Genomic DNA, 24,890 nt, shown 5'->3' on the forward strand with positions numbered 1-24,890 from the left:
GACCGGCCTGCCGACCCGACCGACCGGCCGACCGCTCCTGATGGGCGTCGTCAACGTCACGCCCGACTCCTTCTCCGACGGCGGCCGCTGGTTCGACGCCGACGCGGCGATCGCCCACGGCCGCGAGCTGCTGGCGCAGGGCGCCGACCTGCTCGACGTGGGCGGTGAGTCGACCCGCCCGGGCGCCCAGCGCCCCGACGAGCAGGAGGAGCTGCGCCGCGTCCTCCCGGTCGTCACCGAGCTGGCCGCCGAGGGCGCCTGGGTGAGCGTCGACACCATGCGCTCCGCGGTCGCCGCCCGCGCGGTCGACCACGGCGCCCGGATCGTCAACGACGTCAGCGGCGGGCTCGCCGACCCCGCGATGGCACGGGTCGTGGCCGGGCTGTCGGTGCCGTTCGTCGCGATGCACTGGCGCGGCCACAGCCACGACATGCAGACCCGCGCGGTCTACGCCGACGTCGTCGCCGAGGTGCGCGACGAGCTGCTCGCGCGGGTCGAGGCGCTGGTCGCCGCGGGCGTCGCCCCCGAGCACGTCGTCCTCGACCCGGGTCTGGGGTTCGCCAAGACCCCCGAGCACAACTGGCAGCTGCTCGCCTCGCTGCGGGATCTCGTACGTCTGGGGCACCCGGTCCTCGTCGGCACCTCGCGCAAGCGCTTCCTCGGCGACATCGGCGCCGCGCCCGGGGCACCGTTGCCGCCCGAGCAGCGCGACGCCGCCACCGCGGCCACCAGCGTGCTGCTCGCCCAGGACGACGTCTGGGCGGTGCGCGTGCACGACATCCCCTCGACCCGGGCCGCGGTCGAGGTGGTCGCCGCGGTGCGGGCCGCCCGGGCGGGAGCGGCGTCGTGAGCGCCGACCGGATCAGCCTGACCGGCCTGCGGGTCGCGGCCTGCCACGGCGTGCTCGAGCACGAGAAGACCGAGCCGCAGCCGTTCGTCGCCGACGTGCTGCTCGAGATCGACCTGCGCGCCGCGGGCGACAGCGACGACCTCGCCCGCACGGTCAGCTATGCCGACGTCGCGCAGGAGACCGAGGCGATCCTCGCCGGGCCGCCGGTCGACCTGGTCGAGACCCTGGCCGAGCGGGTCGCCGCCGCGGCGCTGCGGCACGACCCGGTCGAGGCCGTCGAGGTCACGATCCACAAGCCCAAGGCGCCCGCCGGCGTGACCTTCGAGCCCGGCGGCGGCCCCGCGGTCACCGTGCGCCGCGAGCAGGACCGCGAGGTCGTCATCGCCCTCGGCGCCAACCTCGGCCGCCGCGAGCACACCCTGCTCGCGGCCCTCGGGGCGCTGCAGGCGCTGCCCGGGCTCGACGTGGTCGCGGTGTCCGAGCCGTTCAGCACCGCGCCGGTGGGCGGCCCCGAGCAGCCCGACTTCCTCAACGCCGTCGCGGTCGGTCGCACCCGCCTGGCACCGTGGACGCTGCTGCGCGAGCTGCACCGCATCGAGGCGCGGCACGGCCGGGTGCGCGAGACCCGGTGGGGCGCCCGCACGCTCGACCTCGACCTGATCCAGGTGGGCGTGCCGGGCCAGGCCTCGGAGGTGCGCTCCGACCGCGCCGACCTGACCCTGCCCCACCCGCGCGCGCACGAGCGCGCGTTCGTGCTGGCGCCGTGGGCCCAGGCCGACCCCGACGCACTCCTGCGCGTCGACGGCCAGGTGCTGCCCGTCGCCCAGGTGCTCGACGGACTGGGCGAGCAGGACGTACGTCCGGGGCCGGGGTGGCCGCGATGACGCCGGACGAGGGGCTGCGGCCCCGGGTCGTGCTGTGGAGCGGCGCCGGGATGCTGGTCGTGTGCTACGCGCTCCTGCGGTTCGTCAGCAGCCGGGGCGGCAACCTGCCGCAGAACAGCTGGCTGACCATCGCGGTGATCGCGCTCGTCGCGATGCCGATCCTGGTGCTGGCCTGGCAGATCAAGAGCTACGTCGCCGGCCGCACGCCGGAGCCGCCGAGCCCGCAGCTGGCGCGCGGGGTGCTCGTCGCCGCCCGGGCCAGCGCGGTCGCCGGTGGCGTGGCGTTCGGGTGGTACGCCGCGCAGGTGCTGGTGCGCCTGCCCAACGCCGACGTCGCCTCGCAGCGCGAGGAGATGTGGCTCGCGCTCGTGCTGGCGGTGGTCAGCGTGCTGCTGTCGGTCGCCGGGTTCGTCGCGCAGGCGTGGTGCCGGATCCCGCCCGAGGACGACGACGAGGACCGCCGCTCCCGCGGCGGCGGCGCGGCCACGGCCTGACCCGGGCGATCCGTCCGGCACGCGGCTCGGCGCGGGTGGGCTCTGCATTTCGTACGTGAACGCACGATCTGGGGCGGGCAGGCCCGGAGCGGCGCGGGTGGGCTCTGCATTTCGTACGTGAACGCACGATCTGGGGCGAGCGCCGCCCGGGTGCCGGGCCGGCCGGGGCGGTTCGTGACGGGGGTCGCGGCCTCCCGGCGCGGAGCCGTCACCTCTCGTCGACCGGCCAGGCGGACGTACGACGGCGGGGCCGCCCCCCTGAGGGCGACCCCGCCGAAGCTTGCGGGTGGTGCTGGATCAGTCGCGCAGACGACGACGACCCGTGGCGACCGCGAGGGCGGCACCGCTGATGGTCAGCAGCGCGACACCGGCGGCGGTGGCGTTGTCGCCCTCACCCACGACACCGGTCTCGACGGGCGGGCCCGTCGGCTGACCCGGGTCGCTCGGCTCCTGGGTGCCGGTCGGGGTCGCGGTGTCGGTCGGCTCCGGCGAGTCGGTGGGCTCCGGCTCGGTCGGGGTCGCGGTGGGCGAGTCGGTCGGCTCCGGGTCGGTCGGCGACGCGGTCGGGGAGTCCGTCGGCTCCGGGTCCGTCGGGGTCGGCGACGGGTCGGTCGGCGACGCGGTCGGCGAGTCGGTGGGGCTCGGCGACGGCTCGGGGCCGGTGTCACCCACGGTGATCGTCGCGAGCGTGCTGTCTTGGCCCTCGTTGAGAGAGCACTCGATCTGGGCCACGAAGCCGGTGTTGGTGGTCAGGGCGGTGGTGAAGTCCCCGATGACGACCGGGACCTCTCCCGGGGTCTCCGGCGCGGTCTCGCTCTCGCCGGTGCCAGTGGCGGTGACCGTAAGGGTTCCACTCTCGGGAACGGGGATCGGGGTGCCCTGGACGGTAAGCGATGCCGAGCGCTGTTCGCCATCGACGGTGTAACCCGCGTCAGCCGTGCCCTCGGTGATCTCGGTGTTGCCCAGGCTTCGCAGGGTCTGCACCGAGTCCTCGCCGGCGGTGACGGTGGCGGTGATGGCTGGGCTTTCGATGGTAGCGCCGGGCTCGACGGACTCGGGCAGGTCACCCTCGACGGTCACGAGCCAGGGGTCTTCGAAGGTGATGCCGAAGGCCGGCACGGAGCAGGTGTAACTCAATTCGGCACTCTGCGCGGCGTCGGCGGAGGGGGCGGTAGCGAGGGCGAATCCGGCGAAGGCGAGTGCGGTGATGCCGGAGAGGGCCCCGACCCGGCGGCCCGTAGTCGTGCGGTGCGACATGCTTCTCCTCTGGATGGCGGTAGGAGCCTCCCGCTACCTACCGAACAGTAAGTAAGTCCCACCATGCCAGGCCGATCAGCCTCGTGGGAGAGGTTGATCACAAATTTTTCAGGATCACCTGTTAGCGGGCAGGCGAACGGGGACTCGTCCGGGGCGGCTGAGGGCAGTCCCGGACCCCTCTCGACGGGGCGGTCCGACCGCCCGCCGACGCGGCCGCGCGGACTCCTTGTCGATGCCCTACTTGTCGATGTCGCCGACGACGAAGAAGGTCGAGCCCAGGATCGCCACCATGTCGGCGAGGAGCGCTCCGGGCAGCAGCTCGCGCAGCACCGCCACGTTGTTGAACGACGCCGAGCGCAGCTTCAGCCGCCACGGGGTCTTCTCACCGCGTGAGACGAGGTAGTAGCCGTTCAGCCCGAGGGGGTTCTCGGTGGCGGTGTAGTCATCGCCCTCGGGCACCTTGAGCACCTTGGGCAGCTTGACGTTGACCGGCCCGCGCGGCAGGTCGCGCAGCACCTCGACGCACCGGTCGGCGAGGTCGAGGCTGACCTGGGTCTGCTCCAGCAGCACCTCGAGCCGGGCCAGGCAGTCGCCGGCCTCCCGGGTGACCACGCGACCCGGGCCGCCGGGGCCGAACAGCTCGCCGTAGGCCAGGTAGGGCGCGTCGCGCCGCAGGTCGATGTCGAGACCGGACGCACGGGCGATCGGCCCGGACACGCCGTACGCGCTCGCCAGGTCTCGCGGGAGCACGCCGACCCCGCGCGTGCGGGCGCGCAGGATCTCGTTGCCGACCAGCATGCTCTCCAGGTCGGGCAGGCGCCGCCGCACCAGCGCGACGGTCTCGGCGACGCGGTCGAGCCAGCCGGCGGGGAGGTCTTCGCGCAGCCCGCCGACGCGGTTGAACATGTAGTGCATGCGGCCGCCGGAGATCTCCTCCATCACGGCCTGCAGGTCCTCGCGCTCGCGGAAGGCGTAGAAGATCGGCGTGATCGCGCCGAGCTCGAGCGGGTAGGACCCGAGGAACATCAGGTGGTTGAGCACCCGGTTGAGCTCGGCCAGCAGGGTGCGCGTCCAGGTGGCCCGCTCGGGCACGTCCATGCCGAGCATCCGCTCGACGGTCAGCGCGACCCCGATCTCGCTGCTGAACGCCGACAGCCAGTCGTGCCGGTTGGCCAGCACCAGGATCTGTCGGTAGTCGCGCACCTCGAACAGCTTCTCGGCGCCGCGGTGCATGTAGCCCACGATCGGTTCGGCCTCGACGATGCGCTCCCCGTCGAGCACGATGCGCAGCCGCAGCACGCCGTGCGTCGCGGGGTGCTGCGGCCCGATGTTGAGCACCATGTCGGCGGTCGCGAGACCGCCCGCGCCCACGCCGACGGTGAGCTCCTGCGGGTTGGGGGCCATGCCGGCCAGTATGCCGACCTCAGGTCGCGGGGCTCGTAGGCCGCACGGCGTCGATCGCAGATTGGGCCTCCGGCCCGGGTGGTACGTCGGCGGCGGCCGGCTCGGTCGCGCCGAGTCGGACCAGGATCACCCCGAGCAGGATCAGCACCCCGCCGGCCAGCTGCATCGGCCCGGGCAGCTCGCCGAGGAAGAGCCAGGCGAACAGCACCGCGAAGAGCACCTCGGACAGGGCGACGAAGGAGGCGATGCGCGAGCCGAGGTATCGCGCGGACACCACGCCGGTGGCGTAGGCGAAGGCCGCGGCCAGCACGCCCATGCCGAGGATCGGGACGAGCACGCTGACCTCGCTCCCGGCGAGCGGGACCTGCGTGGCCGACCAGCGGAACGGCAGCACCTGCAGCGCCGACACGAGCACCACCGGCACCAGGCCGGCGATCATCCCGAACCCGGTGAGCGCCAGCGGCGGCAGCGCGTCGTCGTGGTCGCGCGCGGCGAGCAGGAAGTAGGCCGCCGAGCACACCGCGGCCGCGAGGCCGAACGCGACGCCGACCGGGTCGAGCCGCACGCCGCCGAAGACGTCGAGCACGAGCGCCAGCCCGCCCATGGCCGCGACGGTGCCGCCCACGGTGAGCGGGTGCGGCGCGCGCCGGGTGGTGATCCACGACAGCAGCACCAGCAGCACGGGGGAGAGGTATTCGAGCAGCAGCGCGACGCCGACGGAGAGCCGCTCGACCGCGAGGAAGTAGAACAGCTGGCAGCCGGTCACCCCGGTCATGCCGTAGAGCACGACGGTGCGCAGGTTGCGGCGCAGCAGGTGCCACCGGCCGCGCATCGCGAGGGCGGCGGGGACGCCGAGCACCAGGGCCGCGACCCCGATGCGGGCGGTGATGGCGGCCGCGGGCGTCCAGCCGGCCTGGAACAGCGCCTTGCCGAAGACCCCGGACGTCGCGAAGGCCGCGGCCGAGACCAGCGCGAGGGGCAGGCCGAGCGGCGCGATGCGGCGCGGCCGGCGTAAGGAGTTATCCTGCATGATGCCCCTGACGCTAGGGGCGCCGTGTGCAAGGAGTCAAGTTGATCTTCACCCATGACACCGAGGTGGCGCTCGCCAACGCCGTGGCGCTCGTCAACAGCGACCCGGCGCGCTCCGGCGGGGTCGAGCACCTGCCCGACGTGGCGGCGCTCGACGCCCACTTCACCGAGTGGGGCTGGACGGGCCGGCACGACGGCACCGAGGCCGAGCTGGCCGAGGTGCGGGCGATGCGTCCCCGGTTCGCCGAGCTGTGGGAGCTGGCGGAGGACGACGTCGCCGAGCGGGTCAACGCCCTGCTCGCCGAGGCGCAGGCGCTGCCGCAGCTGGTGCGCCACGACGGGTGGGACTGGCACCTGCACGCGACCACGCCGGCCGCGCCGCTCGCCACCCGGATGGCCGTCGAGCTCGGCATGGCCCTGGTCGACGTGGTCCGGGCCGGCGAGCTGTCGCGGCTGCAGGTCTGCGCGGCCGACGACTGCAGCGCCGTGCTGGTCGACCTGTCCAAGAACCGCTCCCGCCGGTACTGCGACGGCGGCTGCGGCAACCGCGTCAACGTGCAGGCCTACCGCGCCAGGCAGGCCCGCCACGACTGAGCCGTGAGCGCGGGCCGGGGCGGCACCACGAAGTACGGTGTCGTCCGTGAACCCACCCCCACCCCCGGCGCCGCGGCGGCGGCGCACCGCGCTGATCGCGGGCGGGGCGGCAGGTGGGGTGCTGCTCGTGGCCGCGCTGGCGTACGGCCTGACCCGGGGTGACGACGTCCCGTCCGTGGCAGGGAGCGCCCGGGCGCCCGAGGCGAGCGCCCCGGCGACGCCGGGCGCCACGGCCACGCCCGGTGCCCCCGACGCGGCGAGCCCCACCGCGGGGACCGGTCAGCCGACGGGCGGGGCGGTCGCGCCGCCGGGGTCGAGCAGCTCGAGCGCGTCGCAGCCGCCGGTCGGTGCCGACGGCCGGCGCACGGTGACGGCCGAAGACCGGCTGACCCGTTGGTCCTACGCCGTGCCGGGCTCGGCCGAGTGGGTCGTCGGGAACGACCTGATGTCGTACGTCGACGAGGCCGGGCGGGTGCTGGTGCGCGCGTCGAGCCCGAGCTACTTCCGCAGCGGCTACTGCCGCGGGGGAGCCGGTGTGGCACGCAGCTGGGTCGGCTGGTCCAGCGAGCGGCGCGACGACACCTCGGCGACGGTGACGAACCGGTGGGTGGCCGCCGTGGCGCAGGGGTCGCAGGGGCGCGGCGACGACCCGCACACGCCGGTGCGCACCCAGGAGCTGCCGCGTGTCGACGGCATGACGGTGCGGCAGTCGAGCAGCGTGGTCACGCTGCGCACCCCCGATCCGCAGGGGTGCCTGCCGCCGCAGGTCGAGGTCACCGCGACGCAGTACTCCGGAGCCCTCGGATCACGCACACTGGTGATGGTGCGCGACGTCGCCGTGCGCGACATGCTCCCGGCGCAGGTGAAGGAACAGATCTTCGCGTCGGTCCGTCAGACTCGCTGACGACCGGCCGGTGCCGGGGTCGGGGGCGGCGCCGCAGGGAAGCGACGGGAAGGGCGCTCAGTGAGCAACTCAGGCAGTGGCTGGGACGGCTACGGCAACGACTGGCGCGACCAGGAGTTCGGGCACGGGCAGGAGCAGTACTACCGCGGTCTGCAGGTGCCGGGGGGCGGCCCCGGCCAGCCCGAGCAGCAGCCGGCGTCGCCCGGCGGGCCCGGCGACGGACGTACGCCCTCGCCGATCTTCCCGCAGCCGCCGCCACGGCGTTCCGGTCCCGGTCGAGGGCTGGTGGTGGGCGGCATCGCCGCCGCGCTGCTGCTCGTGGGCGGCGGCATCGGCACGGTGCTGGCGTTGCGGGGCGGTGATCCCGACGTGACGGCCGGGCCGGCTGGCAGCGCCAGCCAGCAAGCCGCGCCGACCACGTCGCCAGCGAGCGCAGCCGCCACGCCGTCGGCCGAGGCGTCGCCCCCGCCGCCCCCGGGCAGGGCGACGGCGCTCACGGCCGGGTCGCAGGTCAACGACGGCTCCGAGGCGCAGTACTTCGCCGCGTACGACGTGCCCGGGAAGAGTCAGACCTTCACCGACACCGAGGGCAAGACGGTGCCGACCTTCGACGTGCGCACGGTCGGGACCTATGCGGGGTTCGCCGACGACGAGACCGGCAAGCCGACGGTCATCGGCCGGGGGCCGACCTACTACCGAGACGGCTACTGCGCCAAGGACAAGACCGACTCGCAGGCCATGTTCGTGTGGCACAACGCCAGGTCGAGCGACCCGGCCGGGGCGGCGCCGCTCGTGCTCGAGAAGTGGGTCGAGGCGATCGCCGAGAAGAAGGACGGCGGGACCGAGCAGGTGTCGGCGCAGACGACCCGGCAGGTGATGGTGAACGGCGGCAGGACGAAGGCGGCACAGTCTCGCCAGACCGTCACCAACACCGACACGGTGGACAAGTGCGGGGTCAAGAAGACCGAGGTGGTGGTCACGGCCTTCGACACCGGGAAGGGCACCGCGACCCTGGTGCTCGTCCGTGACGAGGGCCCGGCCAACGCCATGACCGCTCAGCAGGGTGACGCGATCATCGCCACGCTGCGCCCGAGTCCGGGAGCGACAGGGTGAGCAACAACGACGGACAGTGGCGCGGATACGACGAAAGTGCTTGGCGCGACCAGGAGTTCGGGCACGGGCAGGAGCAGTACTACCGCGGTCTGCAGGTGCCGGGGGGCGGCCCCGGCCGGCCCGAGCAGCAGCCGGCGTCGCCCGGCGGGCCCGGCGACGGACGTACGCCCTCGCCGACGGAGCCGAGGCCGCCGTCGGGCTCGGGCTCGGGGTCGGGCGGGAAGCGCGGGAAGACCGTGGCGCTGCTGGCCGCGGGGGCCGTGGCGCTCGCCGGTGCGGGCGTCGGCGGGTTCGTGCTGCTGAACCGCTCTGGTGACGGATCGCCGGCGGTGGCCGGGTCGTCGAGCCCGGCGGCCGGTCCGTCGTCCGCGCCGTCGGCGGCGACGGCGCCCACCGCCGCCGCGTCCACAGGGACGCCCACCCCGACCGCGCGCAACGCCGGGTTCCGGCTCGTCGTCGACCCGCAGCGGGGCGCGTCCTACGAGGTGCCGCAGACGCACAAGGTCGGCGGGAGCGGCATGGTCGTCCGGTGGACGCACCCGGTCACCGGTGACTCCTCGGTCACGCTGCGCAACCCGGCGTCCGGCGGCAACGGGTTCTGCCCGGAGCAGAACGCCATCACCAGCAGCACCGGCTTCTACGACACCTCCGCGGACCCGGGATCGGCCGGGCCGGCGACGTACGACGAGATGGCCAGGGCCATCGCGATCCGCCCCGACGGCAAGTCCTACGGCTCCTACCCCGCGGCGACGTCGACCACGATCACCTTGTCCGACGGCACCAAGGCGGTGCGGTCGAGGGGGACGGTGCCCTCGACCAAGCCGGAGGATCCGTGCCGCAAGTACCCCACCGAGGTGGCCGTCACCTCGTTCACCAACCCGAATAGCTCACGGACCGTCACCCTGGTCACCACCCGGCTGATCGGTTCGCCGCGCGCCGTGTCGGACACTGTCTTCACGACGATGATCGACTCGATCAGACCGGTGTAGGCGGGGACATGAGCGGCAACGACGGGCAGTGGCGCGGATACGACGAAAGTGCTTGGCGCGACCAGGAGTTCGGGCACGGGCAGGAGCAGTACTACCGCGGTCTGCAGGTGCCGGGGGAAGGTCCCGGGCGCCCCGAGCAGGGGCCGGCGTCGCCCGGCGGGCCCGGCGACGGACGTACGCCCTCGCCGACGGAGCCGAGGCCGCCGTCGGGCTCGGGCGGACTCAGCGCCAAGACCGTCGCGCTGCTGACGGCTGGGGTGGTCGCGCTGGTCGGTGCCGGGGTCGGGGGCTATCTGCTCCTGGGGCGAGGTGACGGCTCGCCCGCGGTGGCCGGGTCGTCGAGCCCGCAGACCGGCCCGTCGTCCGCGCCGTCGTCGGCGACGGCTCCCACCGCCGCCGCGTCCAGCGGGACGCCCACCCCGACCGCCACCACAGCCGGGTTCAAGCTCGTCTCCGACACCGAGCGGGGCGGGGCGTACGAGGTGCCGAACGGGTACATGCGTCTCGGCACGAGCGGCGCCGTCGGATGGACGAACCCGGCGACGGAGGACACGATGGCCCAGATCAGCAATGCCTCCTGGGGCGGCGCCGGCTTCTGCAGCAAGCCGACGACGGTGACCACGAACATCGGGTTCTACGGCACGACCACCGACCCGGGCATGGCGGCGCCGTCTGCCTTCGACCGGTTCGCCAAGGCCGCCGCGGTCAGGCCCGACGGCAAGTCGTCTGGTGACTACGCGTCGCCGACCTCGACCACCGTGACGCTCGCCGACGGCTCCAAGGCGGTTCGCACACGGGGCACGGTCCCCTCTCAGCTGAAGGACGACCCCTGCCGCAAGTTCGACACCGAGCTCGTGGTCACCTCGTTCACCCACCCGTCCACCGGTGCGTCGGTGACCCTCGTCGCGAGCCGCCTGCTGGGCACGCCACGGACGGCGTCGGACGCCGACTTCACCAAGATCCTCGATTCGATCCGGCCGGCCTGAGGTGCTGGACGACCCGGCGCTGCGCGTCGACCCCTATCCGGTGCTGGCCGGGCTGCGCGAGCGCGGCGCGCTCGTCGACACCGGTGGCGGGGTGCGGGTCGCGACCACGCGCGCGGCCTGCGACGAGCTGCTGCGCAACCGGGCTCTCGGCCGGATCTTCACCCCGCGCGAGCCGCAGCAGACGTGGGAGACGTTCAACTGGCTGCACGCCGACTCGGTGCTGGACAGCGAGCCGCCGAAGCACACGCGGCTGCGCCGGCTGGTCGCCGGGGCGTTCGGTCGCGGCCACGTCGCACGGCTGGCCCCGACGATCGAGCGGATCTGCCGCGAACAGCTCGCCGATGCGCGGCCGGCTCTGCGCGACGGCGGCTGGGACGTGGTCGAGCACTACGCCGAGCCGATCCCCGTGCGCGTCATCGCCGCGCTGCTCGACTGGCCGGAGCCCGACCAGCACCTGCTGCGCCCGTGGTCACAGGCCATCGTCCAGATGTACGAGCTCGCGCCGTCCGACGAGCAGTGCGCAGCGGCCGTGCGAGCGGCAGGCGAATTCGCTTCGTACGTCGACGATCTCGCCGATGCCCGCGCGAAGAAGCCGGGCGACGACCTGCTCAGCGACCTCGTGCGGGTGCGCGACGGCAGCGACCGGCTCAGCCGCACCGAGCTGATCGCCACCGTCGTGCTGCTGCTCAACGCCGGTCACGAGGCCTCGGTCAACGGCTTCGGCAACGGGCTGCTCTCCCTGCTCGCGGCGCCGGGCGCGCAACGCGCGGTGCGCCAGCACCTCGCCGACGGCGGCTCGCTCGACACGGTCGTCGAGGAGATGCTGCGGCACGACCCGCCCCTGCAGTACTTCGAGCGCACCGCGACCCGCGACACCACCGTGGCCGGCCGACCCGTGGCAGAGGGCGAGAAGGTCGCGGCCCTGCTCGGCGCCGCCGCCCGTGACCCGGAGGCGTTCGACTCGCCCGACGAGTTCCGTTGGGACAGAAGCGGACCCGCGCACCTCGGCTTCGGCGCGGGCATCCACTTCTGCCTCGGCGCACCGTTGGCGAGACTCGAGCTGGCGACGTCGCTGCGCGAGCTGCTGCGGCATACGGCGGGTCTGTCGGTCGTGGACGTGGAGCGACGCCCCACGTTCGTGCTGCGCGGGTGCTCCCGGATCGTCGTGGCCGACTCCTCCGCATGAAACCGGGTTAGGTGCATATGACCCCAATGCATCAGGGTCATATGCACGTAACCCGGTTTCATGCGGGGATTCACACCTCGCGCAGCACCCACCAGAAGTCGCCGAGACCCGGGCGGGCCGTGGCGGCGGTGGAGGCGCTGCGCGCGGCGAGGGCTCGCAGATAGGCCTGCGGGTCGCTCCGCGCCAGGTCGTACGCCGGTGTCGCCGTGCCGAGACCGAGCTCGCCGAACAGGTCGGCCTGGCGCAGTCGCCGGTCGTGCGCGAGCGAGTCGACCGCGACGTGCCCGGTGAGGTCGCAGCTGCCGTCGGGGACGGCCGCGACCTCGTGCCCGTCGCGGAACGCCGTGAGCGACCCGAACGGTGGGCGCGACGATCGCTCGTGGCCGTAGTCGACGGCGACGACGAGCCCGCGGGAAACCTTGTCGCACAACGACTCCCACGCATCGTCGCGCGCGCGGCCGACCTCGGCGCGGGCGCCTGCTTCTCCGGGTGAGGGCCAGTGAGCGGTCAGCCAGGCCAGGTCGGCCTCTGCGGGTGCGTCGCCGAGCCGTTCGGTGCCGTCGCCGGCGACCTCCACCAGGCGCCACGAGCCGCCCTCGTCGAGCTCGACCACGGGCGCGGGCACCACGTCGAGCCACTCGTGCGCGACGACCAGCGCGGGCTCGCGCAGCGGAAGATCGGGCAGGTCGGGCCCTCCGGGGGAGCGGACCCAGGCGACGGATTCGCCCAGGGCGCAAGGGCGTTCGACCACGTCGACCCCGGTGAGCGCGAGGCCCGGGTCGAGGTCGTGCAGCCGGCCGAGCAGCTCGCCCCGGCCGGCGCCCACGTCGACCACGTGCCGCAGCCCGTGCCGCGCGGCCAGCGAAGCGACGGCCCGCGCCAGCAGCTCACCCACCCCGGGGATGCCCTGCGCGGAGGTCGCGAAGTGGCCCGCCGGACCCTCGGGTCGACGATAGAAGCCGGCGCGGCCGTACAGCGCCTCCTGCCACGCGATCTCCCACGGCCGCCAGGTCGAGGGTGTGCTTGGTGGCGCCGGTGTCGTGCCGCCGCTCGTCATGCCCAGCCGGCGACGACGTCGCGCCCCTGGGGGACGGCGAGGTCCAGCAGACCGGGGAACCTGGCGTCGAGGTCGTCCGTGCGCAACCGGTTCAGCCGCCGAGTCCCCTCGTCGCGCTGCTGGATCACCCCGGCCTCACGCAACGCCTTGAAGTGGCCGCTCTGCGTCGACTTGCTCACCGGCAGGGCGAACGTGCTGCAGGCCAGCTCGCCGTCGGACCCGGCGTCGGCCAGCCGGGCGACGATCGCGAGCCGCACCGGGTCGCTGAGCGCCGCCATCACGCGCGTGAACTCCAGCTCCTCGCGCGGCGGGTGCACCAGCTTGGTCGCGGTCCTGCTTGCCATCCCGCCATCGTACTGTCATGTTCCGAGTACCCGAACATCTGTTATGTTCGGGAAATATGAACATGAACGCTGCCAGTGTGCAGAGCCGGCCGACGAGCCGGGGGACCCGGTGGGTGTTCTGGGGGACGGCGTACGCCCTGCTCGTCCTGCTCACCGGGACCAACCTGCCCACCCCGCTGTACCGGGGCTACGAGACGCGGTTCGGCTTCTCGCCCTTCGTGGTCACCCTGATCTTCGCCGCCTACATCGCCGTGCTCATCCCGTCCCTGCTGCTCGCCGGGCCGCTGTCCGACGCGGTCGGACGACGGCGCGTCCTGCTCCCCGCCCTCGGGCTCGCCGCGCTGGGTTCGGCTGCGTTCGCGCTGGCGAGCGACGTCGCATGGCTGTTCGCCGGTCGCCTGCTGCAGGGCGTGGCCGTCGGCGCCGCGTCCGGTGCGCTCACCGCCGCGCTGAGCGAGCTCGAGCCCGGGGGCAACCGCCGGAGGGCGGCGCTGGTCTCCACCGTGGTGTCCGTCGGGGGCCTGGGGCTCGGCCCGGTCCTCGGTGCCGCCGTCGCCGAGTATGCGCCGGCGCCGGGTGTGCTCCCGTTCCTGCTGGAGATCGTGCTGCTGGTCCCGGCGGCGGTCTTCGTCGCGCGGATGCCGGAGACGTCGCGCGGCGCGGCGCCCGCGCTGTCGAGGTGGCGCCCCCGCCGGCCGAGCGTCCCCGCCGCGGTGCGCGGGGTCTTCCTGACGAGCGGCAGCGCCAGCTTCGCCGCGTTCGCCGTGGTCGGCCTCTTCCTCACGATGGTCCCGGCCTACGTCACGAGCGTGACCGGCAGCGGGAACCTGCTGCTCGGGGGTGCGGCCGCCGCGCTGCTGTTCGCGGCCTCGGCCACGGTCCAGGTGCTGACGTACGGCATGCGGCCGCTGCGGCTGCAGATCTGCGGGCTGCCCGTCCTCGCCCTGGGTCTGGGGCTGCTCGTGCTCGCCGGCAGCCGCGGCTCGCTCGGGGTGCTCCTGGTGGCGACCGCGCTGGCCGGGATCGGTCACGGGCTGGTGTTCCTGGGCAGCCTCACCGCGGTCAACTCGCTCGCGCCACCCGCGCAGCACGCCGAGGTGGTCTCGAGCTTCTACGTCGCGCTGTACGCCGGTGTCGGCGTGCCCGTGCTGGGTCTCGGGATCCTGGCGACCCGCACCGGCCTGCTCGAGGCCGTCGGCTGGTTCGCCGCGTCGGTGGCTGCGCTGTGCCTGGTCGTGCTCACCGGGCTGTGCCTGGCGCACGCCCGCGACGGCTACCGTGCGTGACGTGACCGATCAGGAGATGCGCCCGTCGCTGCGGGTCGGTGTGGTCGGAGCGGGCCGCGTGGGGTCGGTGCTGGGTGCCGCGCTGCGCGAGGCCGGTCACTCGGTGGTCGCCACCTCCGCGGTCAGCGACGCCTCGCTCGACCGCGCTGCCGAGATGCTGCCCGGCGTGCCCGTGGTCGAGGTGGACGAGGTCGTACGCCGGTCGGACCTGGTGCTCGTCACGGTTCCTGACGACCAGATCGCTTCTGTCGTCGAGGGATTCGCGGCCATGGGGCTGCTCGACCAGCCGCGCATGGTGGCGCACGCCGCGGGTTCGCTCGGCCTGGCGCCGCTGGCGCCGGTGCTGGAGCGCGGCGGTCTCGGCTTCGCGCTGCACCCGGCGATGACGTTCAGCGGCGAGCCCAAGGACGTCGAGCGGCTCGTCGGAACCATCTTCGCCGTGACCGCGACCGACGAGTCGCTGGCGGTCGCGCAGTCGATCGTGATGGACCTCGGCGGCGAACCGGTCGTGCTCCCGGAGGCCGACCGGGTGACCTATCACGCGGCCCTCGCGCACGCCTCGAACCACGCGGTCACCCTGGTCGCCCAGGCGCAGCAGGTGCTGCGCGGGCTCGGCATCGACGACCCCGGTCGGGTGCTGCGGCCGATCATGGAGGCCACGGTCGACAACGCGCTGCAGCGGGGCGACCGGGCGCTGACCGGTCCGGTCGCGCGCGGCGACGTGGGCACCGTCGCGGCCCATCTCGCCGCGCTGCGCGACGAGACCGTCGACGTGCCGGCCGCCTACCGGGCGATGGCCCGGGCGACCGCCGAGCGCGCGATCGCCCGCCGCACGGTGCCGGCCGAGCTCGTCGGTGAGCTGCTCGACCTGCTCGGCGAGGACGTACGCCCGGAGTGAGTCGCGACCGCCGACCGCCATGTCGCATTTCGGCTAGTCAGGGCCGGTCGAGCGGGTGAGACTGGTCGGCATGCACACCGATCGAGAGGCCTGCGCCGCCGCCGTCCGCTCCCGCGACGCGCGGTTCGACGGCTGGTTCTTCACCGGGGTGCGCACGACCGGGATCTACTGCCGGCCGAGCTGCCCGGCCATGACGCCGAAGGCCGGCAACATGGTCTTCTACCCCAGCGCCGCGGCCGCCCAGGCCGAGGGCTTCCGCGCGTGCAAGCGGTGCCGCCCCGACACCACGCCGGGATCGCCGGAGTGGAACGTCCGGGCCGACGTCGTGGCCCGGGCCATGCGGCTTATCGCCGACGGCGTGGTCGACCGCGACGGGGTGGCGGGGCTCGCGACGCGGCTGGGTTACAGCGTGCGGCAGGTCGAGCGGCAGGTGCGCGCCGAGCTGGGCGCGGGTCCGCTCGCGCTCGCCCGGGCCCAGCGCGCGCAGTCGGCCCGGCTGCTCATCGAGACCACCGATCTGCCGCTCGCCGACGTCGCCTTCGCCGCCGGGTTCGGCAGCATCCGCGCGTTCAACCAGACCGTGCAGGAGGTCTACGCCGTCGCGCCGCGCGACCTGCGCCGCACCCGCGCGGCCGGCCGCGCTGGGCCCGAGCAGGAAGCCGCGCCCGCGAGTCCCCAGGCCTGGCAGCTCGTCCCGCTGCGGCTGGCCGTCCGCCGCCCGTTCCTGCCCGACAACGTCTTCGGTCACCTGGCCGCCACCGCGGTGCCGGGCATCGAGGAGTGGCGCGACGGGGCGTACGTCCGCTCGCTGCGCCTCCCGCACGGCCCGGCGGTCGTGGCGCTCGCGCCCGAGCCCGACCACGTGGCCGCCCGGCTGTGGCTGTCCGACCTGCGCGACCTCGGCGTGGCCGTCAGCCGGTGCCGCTGGACGCTCGACCTCGACGCCGACCCGCAGGCGGTCGACGAGGCGCTGGGGGCCGACCGGCGGCTGGCGCCGCTCGTGCGGCGCGCCCCCGGCCGCCGGGTGCCTCGCTCGGGCGACGCCGAGGAGGCCGCGCTGCGGATCGTGCTCGGCCAGCAGGTGTCCACGGCCGCCGCGCGCACCCTGGCGGCGCGGCTCGTCGCCTCGCACGGCACCGCCCTGCCCGAGCCGGTCGGCGGGGTGACGCACGGGTTCCCGGCGCCGTCCGAGCTCGCCGACCTCGACCCGGCCGAGCTGGCCATGCCCGCCGCGCGACGGCGTACGTTCTCCGGCCTGGTCCGGGCGCTCGCCGACGGCGACGTCGACGTGCAGCCCACCGCCGACCCGGTGGCCGCGCGGGAGGGCCTCGCGGCCCTGCCCGGCGTCGGCCCGTGGACCGTGGAGTCGATCGCCATGCGCTGCCTGGGCGACCCCGACGCCTTCCCGGCCGCCGACCTCGGGGTGCGCCGCGGCGCCGAGTCGGTGGGGCTGCCCGGCGCGCCGGGCGCCCTGGTCGCCGCGAGCGCTGCCTGGCGGCCGTGGCGGGCCTATGCGGTGCAGCACCTGTGGGCCACCTCCGACCATCCGATCAATCGACTTCCCGAGCCCGGGACGACCAAGGAGTCCGCGTGAGCGACAACAACGACAGCACCACCGCCACCGTGCGCCATCTGCGCATGCCGCAGACCCCGGTCGGACCGATCGTGCTGGTGGCCGACGGGGATTCTCTGGCCGGCGTCTACATGCACGAGCACCGGCACGCGCCCGAGGTGACGCAATTCGGGCCGGAGATCGCCGACGACCCGTTCCTGGTCGGTGTCGCGAGGCAGCTGAGCGAGTATTTCGCCGGTGAGCGGGAAATGTTCGACGTGCCGGTGTCACCGCGCGGCACCGACTTCCAGCGACTCGTCTGGGACGGTTTGCGCGAGATTCCCTACGGCCAGACGTGGACGTACGCCCAGCTCGCCCGCCACATCGGCCAGCCGACGGCCAGTCGCGCGGTGGGGCTGGCCAACGGGCGCAACCCGGTCTCGATCGTCGTCCCGTGCCACCGGGTGGTGGGGTCCGACGGGAGTCTGACCGGTTATGGCGGCGGGCTCGACAACAAGCGGGCGCTGCTGGATCTGGAGCGGTCGCACACGGATTCGGCGCTCTTCTGAGAATCGTCGGAGGAGCCCCGGTCACGACCGTTCGAGGTGGCCGGAGGCGCGGAGCCGACGCTCAGGCAACCCGGTTATCCTGGCCACGGAGCGCAGCACCGTGCGGTGCCGCACGGTGCACCACCTCGCGAGACCGACCAGGAGCCAGATCGATGCTGTCGCAGCTGTGGACGTTCATCGCAGCATTGCTGCCGAGCGCGGGTCTGCTCTATCTGTTCGTCATGGTGATCAAGCACATCGTCGAGGGCGACCGACGCGAACGCGTCGCGCAGCGCCAATGGGAGGCAGAGCAGGACGCCGCGGCGAATGCCGAGCCCGCTTCTGTTTCTTCGCAGGACAAGCCCGGCGAGTAGCCTTTTCTGCCCATCTGCCCTACGGTGACCTCGGTTTACCGTATTTCGGTGCGGTCCGATTCGGCCGAATCCACACCCATCTTTGCGGGTGGACGGCCGCTCGAACGAAAGGCATTCTCCCCATGGCACAGAAGGTCATCGTCCAGCTGCTCGACGACATCGACCAGACTCCCGCCGACGAGACCGTGCGTTTTGCGCTCGACGGTGTGAACTACGAGATCGACCTGACCACCGCCAACGCCGCGAAGCTGCGCGACTCGCTGGCCCAGTGGACCGGGCACGCGCGCCGCACCGGCGGTCGCAAGTCCACCGGTCGTGGTGGCAGCTCCGGCGGCAGCGGCCGTCAGGACCTGAACGAGATGCGTGAGTGGGGCCGCAAGAACGGCTTCAAGGTCAGCGACCGCGGCCGCGTCTCGCGCGAGCTGCAGGAGGCCTACGACAAGGCCAACGGCTGAGCCGAGCAGCAGCCGCGGCCCGGCCGGCGTTCTTGTCGGTCAGGCCGCGCTGATCGGGGCGAACAGGTCGCCCTGGTCGGCCAGCCGCTCCAGCACGTCGTCGAGGTCGAGCTGGCGCAACGACTCCGGGTCGTCCGCGCCGGTCTCGACCTCGTCCCACGTCCGGGGCGCGGCGGCGGTCGGGCGGTCCTTCCCCCGCAGGCTGTAGGGCGCGATCGTCGTCTTCGCCGCGACGTTCTGCGACCAGTCGAGGAACACCTTCCCCGGGCGCAGCGACTTGGTCATCCGCCACACGACCAGCTTGGGCTCGGCCTTCTGCAGCCGCTCGGCGATGCCGCGGGCCAGCTCCCGCGCGTCGTCGCTGCTGCGTGACCCGTCGAGCGGGGCGTACAGCTGCATGCCCTTGCTGCCGGAGGTGACCGGGACGACGGTCTCGAGACCCTCGCGCGCGAGCTCCTCGCGCACGAGCAGCGCGACCCGGGCGCACTCGTGCAGCCCGGCCGGGGCGCCGGGGTCGAGGTCGACGACCAGCCGGTCGGGGTGCTGCGGCTCGGACCTGCCGTCCTCCTCCTCGCCGACCCGCCACTGGGGCACGTGCAGCTCCAGCGAGGCGAGGTTGGCGAAGTAGGTCAGGTCGGCGACGCCGCGCAGCAGCGGGTAGGTGACCTTCTCGCCGCCGCCCCGCGAGCCGTGGCCGACGATCGTGGCCCGCTCGATCCAGCGAGGCGTGCCGCCGGGGATGTTCTTCTCGAAGAACGACATGTCGCCGGTGCCGTGCGGCCAGCGCACCCGGGTCACCGGCCGGTCGGCCAGCACCGGCAGCAGCGCGGCGGCCACCCGCGCGTAGTAGTTGAGCACCTCGCCCTTGGTCGTCTCGGTCTGGGGGTAGAGCACCTTGTCGAGGTTGCTCACCCGGAGCCGCTGGCCGTCCACCTCGACGAGCAGCTGGTCCTGGTCAGGCATCGGTGTCCTTCGGGGTCAGGTCGGCTGGAGTCAGGTCGGACGCGGTCAGGTCGGGGCGCAGCCCCTTCCAGGTCGGCTGCCGGAGCCGGCCGACCTCGGAGATCCCGTGGAACTCCAGGTCGACCACCAGGCTCGGACGCACCCACGTCGCCCCGGCCCGCTCGGCGCGCGGCACGTCGTCGACGAACGGGTCGCCCTCGTCGGGCAGCTCGCGCAGCCGGGGGAGCAGCGCGGCACCGGTGCGTCCCGCGAGCCCGCTGCCGATGCGGCCCCGATACTGCAGGCCGCTCGTCGTCGGTGCCCCGATCAGCAACGCTCCCAGGCGATCTCGGCTGTCGGTCTCGAACTTCCACCCGCCCACGACGAACGAGTCGGTGGTGCGGTGCACGGTCTTGCGCCAGTCGTCGCTGCGCCGGCCGGGGACGTACGGCGAGGCCCAGCGCTTGGAGACCACGCCCTCCATGCCTTGCTCGGCGGTCGCGCGGGAGAGGCCCTCGCCGTCGTCGAACACGGGTGGCACCTGCACCCACGGGCTGCCCAGCCCGGCGCCCTCGAGCAGCTGACGCCGATCGCGCAGCGGGAGCCCGGTGACGTCGGTGCCGGCCGCGCGGAGCACGTCGAACGCCATCAGGGTGATCGGCGCGGTGGCCGAGAGTCGTTCTGCCACACGGGCATTGGTCACGTTGAACCGCTCGGCGAGCGCCGCGAACGACGGGATGCCACCGCGCATGACCACGACCTCGCCGTCGAGGAGCAGGTCGTCGTACGCCGTCAGCCCCGACGCGTCGGTCGTGAGCTCGGGGAAGGCGATCGTCACGTCGCGCTCGGTGCGCGACCAGACCCGCACGCGGCCGCCGCGGACGTCGACGAGCACGCGCATGCCGTCCCACTTGACCTCGTGGCACCACTGCTCGCCGACGGGAACCCCCACGGCGGGGGTGGCGAGCATCGGGCGCATGGGGTCATTCTTGGGGGCATGCGAGCCATCTGGAAGGGCGCCGTCTCGTTCGGCCTGGTCAACGTGCCGGTGAAGCTCTACTCCGCCACCGAGAACCACGACGTGCAGTTCCGCCAGGTGCACCGGGAGGACGGCGGCCGGATCAGATATCGCCGGGTCTGCTCGATCGACGGCGAGGAGGTCGCCTACGACGACATCGCCAAGGGGTATGAGACCGAGGACGGCGAGATGGTCGTGCTCACCGACGACGACCTCGCCGAGCTCCCCACGAGCAGCAGCCGTGAGATCGCGGTCGACAAGTTCGTGCCCACCGAGCAGATCGACCCGATGCTGTTCGACAAGTCCTACTACCTCGAGCCCGACAAGGCCGCGGTGAAGCCCTACGTGCTGCTGCGCGAGGCCCTCAGCCAGGCGGATCGCGTTGCGCTCGTGACGGTTTCGCTGCGCACCCGGATGACCGTCGCGGTGCTGCGCGTGCACGACGACGTCATCACGCTGCAGACGCTGCTGTGGCCCGACGAGCTGCGCCAGGCCGACTTCGGGGTGCTCTCCGAGGCCGCCGACGAGGAGGTCAAGCCGGCCGAGCAGGCGATGGCCCAGATGCTCGTCGAGTCGCTCGCGGGCGACTACGACCCCGAGGAGTACGAGGACGACTACGCCGCCGCCGTCCAGGAGCTGGTCCAGACCAAGCTCGAGGGCGGCGAGGTCAAGGCCGCCCCCGAGCCGGAGGAGGCCGGTGGCGAGGTGGTCGACCTGCTCGCCGCGCTGCAGCAGAGCGTCGCCCGCGCCAAGAAGGGCCGCGGCGAGGACGTGCCCGACGAGGTCGCCGAGGCGGGGGATGCGGGCGAGGTCGAGGAGGAGGCGCCGGCGAAGAAGGCTGCGGCGAAGAAGTCGCCCGCCAAGAAGACGGCGACCTCGAAGGCCCCGGCCAAGAAGACGGCGGCGAAGAAGAGCACCGCCAAGAAGTCCACCGCGAAGAAGAGCCCGGCGAAGAAGTCGGCGAGCAAGAAGGCCAGCTGAGCGAGGGCGTACGGCCATTCCCAGGCCGGCCGAGTAGCTCCGTCGCAAGGTGGTCGAGTAGCCCGGCCAACCACGGTGGTCGAGCAAGGCGGCTGACCACGGTGGTCGAGTAAGGCGGCTGACCACGGTGGTCGAGTAGGCCGGAGCGCTAGCGGAGGCCGTATCGAGACCCGTCGGCTTGGTCTTGAGTCACCGAAAGGCGCCGGGAGGCGGAAGTCGGTCCGTGGTCGGCTGGTCTGGCGGCTCGCGGTGGTGACGTTTCTGACAGAGCCTGACGTTGTTGACAGTCGTGCGTGCCGTAGCAGTCCTTTGTGTCAACAACGCACTGTCGTGTCGAGATCGTGGGGTGCTGTCAGGACCGACCCCGCCCAGACTGGCCAGAAGCTCCCAGACTGGTCAGTTGCAACCGACCAGTCTGTGAGTTCGTGACCACTCTGGCGATGTACGCCATCGGCGACTCGCGAGAACGACGTCACCCCAGGCGTACTCACGCCTCCCGGCGCCTTTCGGTCACCACCGAGCGCGGTGACCGGGTCTCGATACGGGCTCCGCTGCGCTCCGGCCTACTCGACCACCTTGGCCGGTCTCGATACGGACTCGCCTAGCGGCTCGCCCTACTCGACCAGCTTTGGCTGCTCGACCAGCTTTGGCTGCTCGACCAGCTTTGGCTACTCGACCGGCTTGGGCTGGGCGAGGGAGTCGTACCGCTTGGCGACGAGGTCCTGGTAGCGCGAGCCGAGGACCTTGGCCACCGTGTGCAGCAGGTGGGCGTCCCCGCCGACGAGCACCCGGGCCTTGCCCGCGAGCATGCCGTCGAAGATCACCTCGGCGGCCTTCTCCGGCGTGGTCCGGGCGAGCTTCTTGTCGAACAGCCGGGCGGTGCGCGCACCGTCCTCGCCCTCGGCGTAGCGCGCGTTGCGGGCGATCGCGGTCTTGATGCCTCCCGGGTGCACGACCGTGAGCGTCACGGGGGCGCCCTCGATGAGCAGCTCCTCGCGCAGCGACTCGGAGAAGCCGCGGACGGCGTACTTCGCTGCGTTGTAAGCGGATTGGCCGGGCATGCTGAGCAGTCCGAACAGGCTGGAGATGTTGACCAGGTGACCGTCGCTGGAGGCCTTGAGGTGCGGCAGGAACTCCTTGCTGCCGTGCACGACGCCCCAGAAGTTGATGCCCATGATCCAGTCGAAGTCGTCGTAGGTCAGCTTCTGGAACTGGCCGGTGAGGGAGACGCCGGCGTTGTTGACCACCACGTCGACGACGCCGTAGTGCTCGGCCACGGCGGTGGCGTAACCGGCCATCGCGGCCCGGTCGGCCACGTCGACCTTGTCGGTGAGCACCGCTGCGGCGCCGGACAGCTCGGCCTGGCGGGCGGTCTCGGCGAGCCCCTCGCCGTCGACGTCGCTCAGCGCGAGCCGGGCGCCGTCACGGGCCGCGCGCAGGGCGAGCGCCCGGCCGATGCCGGAGCCGGCGCCGGTGATGACGACGACCTTGTCGCGCAGGGGAGGGGTGGCGCCTTCGGTGCTGCTCATGCTGGAACCTGCTCTCGCTCGGTCGAACTCGGGGACTTCGCAGGGACGAACCGGACGCCGTCGGTCAGCGGGCCGTGGCGCAGCTTGACCAGGTCGACCGGGTAGTTCTGCCGCAGCTTCCAGGGCCAGTCGGCGCCCTGCCGCGGCATCAGGTGGGCGCTGCGCCGGACGTACCCCGACTGCAGGTCGATCAGCGGGTCGGACGGCAGCTCGTCGGCGCCGGCGGGCAGCTCGGGCACGAACGCGGCGTAACCGTTGCGGCGCAGGTGCCCGAGCAGCCGGGCGACGTAGTCGGCCACCAGGTCGGCCTTCAGCGTCCACGACGCGTTGGTGTAACCGATGGTGAGCACGAAGTTGGGCACGTCGTTCAGCGCCATGCCCTTGTAGACGTAGTGCTTCGCGAGGTCGAGCTCGCGACCGTCGACCTTGAGCACCGCACCGCCGAGCAGCTGCAGGTTCAGCCCGGTGGCGGTGACGACGACGTCGGCGTCGAGGTGGTCGCCCGACTCCAGCACGATGCCCGTCTCGTCGAAGCGCGAGATGCGGTCGGTGACCACGTCGGCCCGCCCGGACCGGATGGCCTTGAACAGGTCGCCGCTCGGGACGGCGCACAGCCGCTGGTCCCACGGGTCGTACGTCGGTGAGAAGTGGGTGCGGTGGTCGAAGTCGCTGTCGGTGAAGAACCGGGCGACGCCCTTGCCCAGCAGCTCGCGCATGCGCTGCGGGCGGCGCCGGCTGAACTGGTAGATGCCGACGCCCATCGCGACGTTCTTCCAGCGCAGCACCGGATAGCTCAGCCACGACGGGGCGCCCTCGAGCGCCTTGCCGATCGGGTCGATGCGGGGCACGGCCGCGACGTACGTCGGTGAGCGCTGCAGCATCGTCACCAGCCCGGCGTCCTTGGCCAGCTCGGGCACGAGGGTGACGGCGGTGGCGCCGCTGCCGACGACCACGACCTTCTTGCCGGTGACGTCGAGCCCCTCGGGCCAGTGCTGCGGGTGCACGACCTGGCCCTGGAAGTCCTCGATGCCGGCGAGCTCGGGCGTGTAGCCCGCGTCGTAGTCGTAGTAGCCGGTGCACATGTAGAGGAAGCCGCAGGTGATGGTCTGCTCTCCGTCGGCCGTCTCGAGGCGCAGGGTCCAGCGCTGGTCCTCGTTCGACCAGTCGGCCTCGACGACCCGCTGCTCGAAGCGGATGAGCCGGTCGATGGCGTACTCCCGCGCGGTGTCGGCGATGTAGCTCTTGATCGAGCCGCCGTCGGCGAGCGAGCGGGTGTCGGTCCACGGGCGGAAGCGGTAGCCCAGCGTGTACATGTCCGAGTCGGAGCGCACACCGGGGTAGCGGAACAGGTCCCAGGTGCCGCCGAGGTCCGTGCGGCGCTCGAGGATCGCCAGGGACAGCTCGGGGTGCTTGCTGCGCAGCGTGGCCGCAGCCCCGATGCCCGAGAGGCCGGCGCCCACGACGACGACGTCGAGGTGCTCGTTGCTGGTCATGCCGTCGACGGTATCGACACCCTGTCGACTAGATCAACAGTGTGTCGAGAACTGATAGTTTCTGCCGCATGGCCACCTCGTCCGCCGCTGCCCGCACCCGGTCCGCCCGGGGGCGTCGCGGCGCCCGCGCGAGCGGCGACGACCGTGAGGCCGCGATCCTCGCGACGGCCGAGAAACTTTTGGAGACAGTCGCTTTCGCCGACATCTCGATCGACGACCTGGCCAGCGGCGCGGGCATCTCGCGGCCGACGTTCTACTTCTACTTCGCCTCCAAGGACGACGTGCTGCTGGCGCTGCTGGACCGGCTGGTGCAGCGCAGCGAGACCGCGATCGCCGGCCTCACGCCGTCGGCCGACGCGGTGCGCGAGGGCTGGCGCGATGCGCTCGGGGTCTACCTCGACACCTTCGCGGCGCAGCGCGGCGTGGCCCTGGCCTGCGCCGACGCGCGGTTCCGCAACGAGCGGGTGCGCCAGGTGTGGGACCGCGCCACCGCCCTGTGGGTCGACAACACCGCGGCCGGCATCGAGTCCGAGCGGGCGCGGGGCGCGGCACCCGCCGGTCGCCCGGCCCGCGAGCTCGCGATCGCCCTCAACGCGATGAACGAGCGGGTGATCTACGGCGTGCTGGCCGGCACCGAGCCGGCCCTGTCGCGCGAGCAGGCGCTCGACGTCCTGGTCGACATCTGGCTCGCCGCGATCTATCTCTCGCCGCCGCAGCTGTAAC

26 protein-coding genes are annotated in these 24,890 nt (G+C 73.0%); 17 read left to right on the forward strand and 9 right to left on the reverse strand.

Going from position 1 to position 24,890, the window contains the following annotated elements; translation table 11 throughout:
* The first annotated feature begins 40 nt into the window (after window positions 1-40).
* Genes folP through FB554_RS00240 form a run of 3 tightly spaced genes read left to right on the forward strand, consistent with a single transcriptional unit; the run spans window position 41 to window position 2,228 of the window.
* A complete protein-coding gene (gene folP / locus FB554_RS00230; protein WP_142007330.1) occupies window positions 41-850 on the forward strand; it encodes a dihydropteroate synthase in 810 nt (269 codons plus the stop codon).
* Complete coding sequence (gene folK / locus FB554_RS00235; RefSeq protein ID WP_142004102.1) at window positions 847-1,734, forward strand: 2-amino-4-hydroxy-6-hydroxymethyldihydropteridine diphosphokinase; 888 nt, start codon at window positions 847-849, stop codon at window positions 1,732-1,734. Before folP ends, folK begins: the two co-directional genes overlap by 4 nt.
* The gene (locus FB554_RS00240) at window positions 1,731-2,228 is read left to right on the forward strand and encodes a DUF3180 domain-containing protein (RefSeq protein ID WP_142004103.1); all 498 of its coding nucleotides are present in this window, start codon (window positions 1,731-1,733) and stop codon (window positions 2,226-2,228) included. The genes folK and FB554_RS00240 overlap by 4 nt, the downstream gene beginning before the upstream one ends.
* 297 nt (window positions 2,229-2,525) lie before the next feature.
* Here FB554_RS00240 and FB554_RS00245 read toward each other — a convergent pair whose 3' ends face one another.
* The 3 genes from FB554_RS00245 to FB554_RS00255 all read right to left on the reverse strand — a co-directional run bounded on the left by FB554_RS00245 (window position 2,526) and on the right by FB554_RS00255 (window position 5,919).
* Complete coding sequence (locus tag FB554_RS00245) at window positions 2,526-3,485, reverse strand: DUF6801 domain-containing protein (RefSeq protein WP_142004104.1); 960 nt, start codon at window positions 3,483-3,485, stop codon at window positions 2,526-2,528.
* Window positions 3,486-3,722: 237 nt separating this feature from the next.
* Entirely contained in the window at window positions 3,723-4,889 is a 1,167-nt protein-coding gene (locus FB554_RS00250; RefSeq protein ID WP_142004105.1) for an NADH-quinone oxidoreductase subunit D, read from the reverse strand.
* A gap of 19 nt (window positions 4,890-4,908) precedes the next feature.
* Complete coding sequence (locus tag FB554_RS00255; protein ID WP_142004106.1) at window positions 4,909-5,919, reverse strand: EamA family transporter; 1,011 nt, start codon at window positions 5,917-5,919, stop codon at window positions 4,909-4,911.
* 41 nt (window positions 5,920-5,960) lie between these two features.
* On the opposite strand from FB554_RS00255, the gene FB554_RS00260 reads away from it, so the two are divergent.
* From FB554_RS00260 to FB554_RS00285, 6 genes are read left to right on the forward strand one after another with little or no spacing between them, the layout of a single operon-like run.
* Window positions 5,961-6,512, forward strand: coding sequence for a CGNR zinc finger domain-containing protein (locus tag FB554_RS00260; protein WP_142004107.1), 552 nt, complete (start codon window positions 5,961-5,963; stop codon window positions 6,510-6,512).
* Window positions 6,513-6,558: 46 nt separating this feature from the next.
* Window positions 6,559-7,416, forward strand: coding sequence for a DUF8017 domain-containing protein (locus FB554_RS00265; RefSeq protein WP_142004108.1), 858 nt, complete (start codon window positions 6,559-6,561; stop codon window positions 7,414-7,416).
* A 60-nt stretch (window positions 7,417-7,476) separates the two neighbouring features.
* Window positions 7,477-8,529 (forward strand): DUF8017 domain-containing protein, encoded by a 1,053-nt coding sequence (locus tag FB554_RS00270; RefSeq protein WP_142004109.1) that lies wholly within the window; start codon window positions 7,477-7,479, stop codon window positions 8,527-8,529.
* Window positions 8,526-9,518 carry a DUF8017 domain-containing protein gene (locus FB554_RS00275; RefSeq protein ID WP_142004110.1) on the forward strand — a complete coding sequence of 331 codons (993 nt, stop codon included), beginning with the start codon at window positions 8,526-8,528 and terminating at the stop codon, window positions 9,516-9,518. The genes FB554_RS00270 and FB554_RS00275 overlap by 4 nt, the downstream gene beginning before the upstream one ends.
* 8 nt (window positions 9,519-9,526) lie before the next feature.
* The gene (locus FB554_RS00280) at window positions 9,527-10,504 is read left to right on the forward strand and encodes a DUF8017 domain-containing protein (protein ID WP_142004111.1); all 978 of its coding nucleotides are present in this window, start codon (window positions 9,527-9,529) and stop codon (window positions 10,502-10,504) included.
* A 1-nt stretch (window position 10,505) separates the two neighbouring features.
* Window positions 10,506-11,690, forward strand: coding sequence for a cytochrome P450 (locus FB554_RS00285; RefSeq protein ID WP_236022191.1), 1,185 nt, complete (start codon window positions 10,506-10,508; stop codon window positions 11,688-11,690).
* 70 nt (window positions 11,691-11,760) lie between these two features.
* Here the strand turns inward: FB554_RS00285 and FB554_RS00290 are convergent, their stop codons facing one another.
* Together FB554_RS00290 and FB554_RS00295 are read right to left on the reverse strand one after the other, a co-directional pair.
* Window positions 11,761-12,747: an SAM-dependent methyltransferase gene (locus FB554_RS00290; protein ID WP_142004113.1), complete on the reverse strand. Its 987-nt coding sequence runs from the start codon at window positions 12,745-12,747 to the stop codon at window positions 11,761-11,763.
* Complete coding sequence (locus tag FB554_RS00295) at window positions 12,744-13,091, reverse strand: ArsR/SmtB family transcription factor (protein ID WP_142004114.1); 348 nt, start codon at window positions 13,089-13,091, stop codon at window positions 12,744-12,746. Before FB554_RS00295 ends, FB554_RS00290 begins: the two co-directional genes overlap by 4 nt.
* A gap of 62 nt (window positions 13,092-13,153) precedes the next feature.
* Between FB554_RS00295 and FB554_RS00300 the strand changes: the two genes are divergently transcribed.
* From FB554_RS00300 to FB554_RS00325, 6 genes are all read left to right on the forward strand, one after another.
* Complete coding sequence (locus tag FB554_RS00300; protein ID WP_211344504.1) at window positions 13,154-14,377, forward strand: MFS transporter; 1,224 nt, start codon at window positions 13,154-13,156, stop codon at window positions 14,375-14,377.
* A 1-nt stretch (window position 14,378) separates the two neighbouring features.
* A complete protein-coding gene (locus FB554_RS00305) occupies window positions 14,379-15,275 on the forward strand; it encodes a Rossmann-like and DUF2520 domain-containing protein (protein WP_236022192.1) in 897 nt (298 codons plus the stop codon).
* Between the two features lie 70 nt (window positions 15,276-15,345).
* Window positions 15,346-16,869 carry a DNA-3-methyladenine glycosylase 2 family protein gene (locus tag FB554_RS00310; RefSeq protein WP_142004116.1) on the forward strand — a complete coding sequence of 508 codons (1,524 nt, stop codon included), beginning with the start codon at window positions 15,346-15,348 and terminating at the stop codon, window positions 16,867-16,869.
* Window positions 16,866-17,396: a methylated-DNA--[protein]-cysteine S-methyltransferase gene (locus FB554_RS00315; protein ID WP_236022193.1), complete on the forward strand. Its 531-nt coding sequence runs from the start codon at window positions 16,866-16,868 to the stop codon at window positions 17,394-17,396. Before FB554_RS00310 ends, FB554_RS00315 begins: the two co-directional genes overlap by 4 nt.
* A 152-nt stretch (window positions 17,397-17,548) precedes the next feature.
* Complete coding sequence (locus FB554_RS00320; RefSeq protein ID WP_142004117.1) at window positions 17,549-17,749, forward strand: hypothetical protein; 201 nt, start codon at window positions 17,549-17,551, stop codon at window positions 17,747-17,749.
* 122 nt (window positions 17,750-17,871) lie between these two features.
* Window positions 17,872-18,204 carry a histone-like nucleoid-structuring protein Lsr2 gene (locus FB554_RS00325; protein WP_142004118.1) on the forward strand — a complete coding sequence of 111 codons (333 nt, stop codon included), beginning with the start codon at window positions 17,872-17,874 and terminating at the stop codon, window positions 18,202-18,204.
* Window positions 18,205-18,243: 39 nt separating this feature from the next.
* On the opposite strand, the gene ligD (FB554_RS00330) is transcribed toward FB554_RS00325, so the two are convergent.
* Window positions 18,244-19,167 carry a non-homologous end-joining DNA ligase gene (gene ligD, locus FB554_RS00330; RefSeq protein WP_142004119.1) on the reverse strand — a complete coding sequence of 308 codons (924 nt, stop codon included), beginning with the start codon at window positions 19,165-19,167 and terminating at the stop codon, window positions 18,244-18,246.
* Window positions 19,160-20,125, reverse strand: a complete 966-nt coding sequence (gene ligD, locus FB554_RS00335; protein ID WP_170206733.1) for a non-homologous end-joining DNA ligase — start codon at window positions 20,123-20,125, stop codon at window positions 19,160-19,162. The genes ligD (FB554_RS00330) and ligD (FB554_RS00335) overlap by 8 nt, the downstream gene beginning before the upstream one ends.
* 18 nt (window positions 20,126-20,143) lie before the next feature.
* Between ligD (FB554_RS00335) and ku the strand changes: the two genes are divergently transcribed.
* Window positions 20,144-21,145, forward strand: coding sequence for a non-homologous end joining protein Ku (ku, locus tag FB554_RS00340; protein ID WP_142004120.1), 1,002 nt, complete (start codon window positions 20,144-20,146; stop codon window positions 21,143-21,145).
* Between the two features lie 668 nt (window positions 21,146-21,813).
* Here ku and FB554_RS00345 read toward each other — a convergent pair.
* A complete protein-coding gene (locus FB554_RS00345; protein WP_142004121.1) occupies window positions 21,814-22,674 on the reverse strand; it encodes an SDR family NAD(P)-dependent oxidoreductase in 861 nt (286 codons plus the stop codon).
* A complete protein-coding gene (locus FB554_RS00350) occupies window positions 22,671-24,167 on the reverse strand; it encodes a flavin-containing monooxygenase (RefSeq protein WP_142004122.1) in 1,497 nt (498 codons plus the stop codon). Before FB554_RS00350 ends, FB554_RS00345 begins: the two co-directional genes overlap by 4 nt.
* A gap of 68 nt (window positions 24,168-24,235) precedes the next feature.
* Between FB554_RS00350 and FB554_RS00355 the strand changes: the two genes are divergently transcribed.
* Window positions 24,236-24,889, forward strand: a complete 654-nt coding sequence (locus FB554_RS00355) for a TetR/AcrR family transcriptional regulator (RefSeq protein WP_142004123.1) — start codon at window positions 24,236-24,238, stop codon at window positions 24,887-24,889.
* The last annotated feature ends 1 nt before the right edge of the window (window position 24,890 follow it).

The organism is Barrientosiimonas humi, from assembly GCF_006716095.1.
Classification (GTDB): domain Bacteria; phylum Actinomycetota; class Actinomycetes; order Actinomycetales; family Dermatophilaceae; genus Barrientosiimonas; species Barrientosiimonas humi.

What these genes read in the sequence shown, in the direction of transcription:
- folP (WP_142007330.1), top strand. Translation starts at nt 41, where the DNA reads ATGGGCGTCGTCAACGTCACGCCCGACTCCTTCTCCGACGGCGGCCGC.
- FB554_RS00240 (WP_142004103.1), top strand. Translation starts at nt 1,731, where the DNA reads ATGACGCCGGACGAGGGGCTGCGGCCCCGGGTCGTGCTGTGGAGCGGC.
- FB554_RS00245 (WP_142004104.1), bottom strand. Translation starts at nt 3,485, where the DNA reads ATGTCGCACCGCACGACTACGGGCCGCCGGGTCGGGGCCCTCTCCGGC.
- FB554_RS00250 (WP_142004105.1), bottom strand. Translation starts at nt 4,889, where the DNA reads ATGGCCCCCAACCCGCAGGAGCTCACCGTCGGCGTGGGCGCGGGCGGT.
- FB554_RS00255 (WP_142004106.1), bottom strand. Translation starts at nt 5,919, where the DNA reads ATGCAGGATAACTCCTTACGCCGGCCGCGCCGCATCGCGCCGCTCGGC.
- FB554_RS00280 (WP_142004111.1), top strand. Translation starts at nt 9,527, where the DNA reads ATGAGCGGCAACGACGGGCAGTGGCGCGGATACGACGAAAGTGCTTGG.
- FB554_RS00290 (WP_142004113.1), bottom strand. Translation starts at nt 12,747, where the DNA reads ATGACGAGCGGCGGCACGACACCGGCGCCACCAAGCACACCCTCGACC.
- FB554_RS00295 (WP_142004114.1), bottom strand. Translation starts at nt 13,091, where the DNA reads ATGGCAAGCAGGACCGCGACCAAGCTGGTGCACCCGCCGCGCGAGGAG.
- FB554_RS00300 (WP_211344504.1), top strand. Translation starts at nt 13,154, where the DNA reads ATGAACGCTGCCAGTGTGCAGAGCCGGCCGACGAGCCGGGGGACCCGG.
- FB554_RS00310 (WP_142004116.1), top strand. Translation starts at nt 15,346, where the DNA reads ATGCACACCGATCGAGAGGCCTGCGCCGCCGCCGTCCGCTCCCGCGAC.
- FB554_RS00320 (WP_142004117.1), top strand. Translation starts at nt 17,549, where the DNA reads ATGCTGTCGCAGCTGTGGACGTTCATCGCAGCATTGCTGCCGAGCGCG.
- FB554_RS00325 (WP_142004118.1), top strand. Translation starts at nt 17,872, where the DNA reads ATGGCACAGAAGGTCATCGTCCAGCTGCTCGACGACATCGACCAGACT.
- ligD (WP_142004119.1), bottom strand. Translation starts at nt 19,167, where the DNA reads ATGCCTGACCAGGACCAGCTGCTCGTCGAGGTGGACGGCCAGCGGCTC.
- ligD (WP_170206733.1), bottom strand. Translation starts at nt 20,125, where the DNA reads ATGCGCCCGATGCTCGCCACCCCCGCCGTGGGGGTTCCCGTCGGCGAG.
- ku (WP_142004120.1), top strand. Translation starts at nt 20,144, where the DNA reads ATGCGAGCCATCTGGAAGGGCGCCGTCTCGTTCGGCCTGGTCAACGTG.
- FB554_RS00345 (WP_142004121.1), bottom strand. Translation starts at nt 22,674, where the DNA reads ATGAGCAGCACCGAAGGCGCCACCCCTCCCCTGCGCGACAAGGTCGTC.
- FB554_RS00350 (WP_142004122.1), bottom strand. Translation starts at nt 24,167, where the DNA reads ATGACCAGCAACGAGCACCTCGACGTCGTCGTCGTGGGCGCCGGCCTC.
- FB554_RS00355 (WP_142004123.1), top strand. Translation starts at nt 24,236, where the DNA reads ATGGCCACCTCGTCCGCCGCTGCCCGCACCCGGTCCGCCCGGGGGCGT.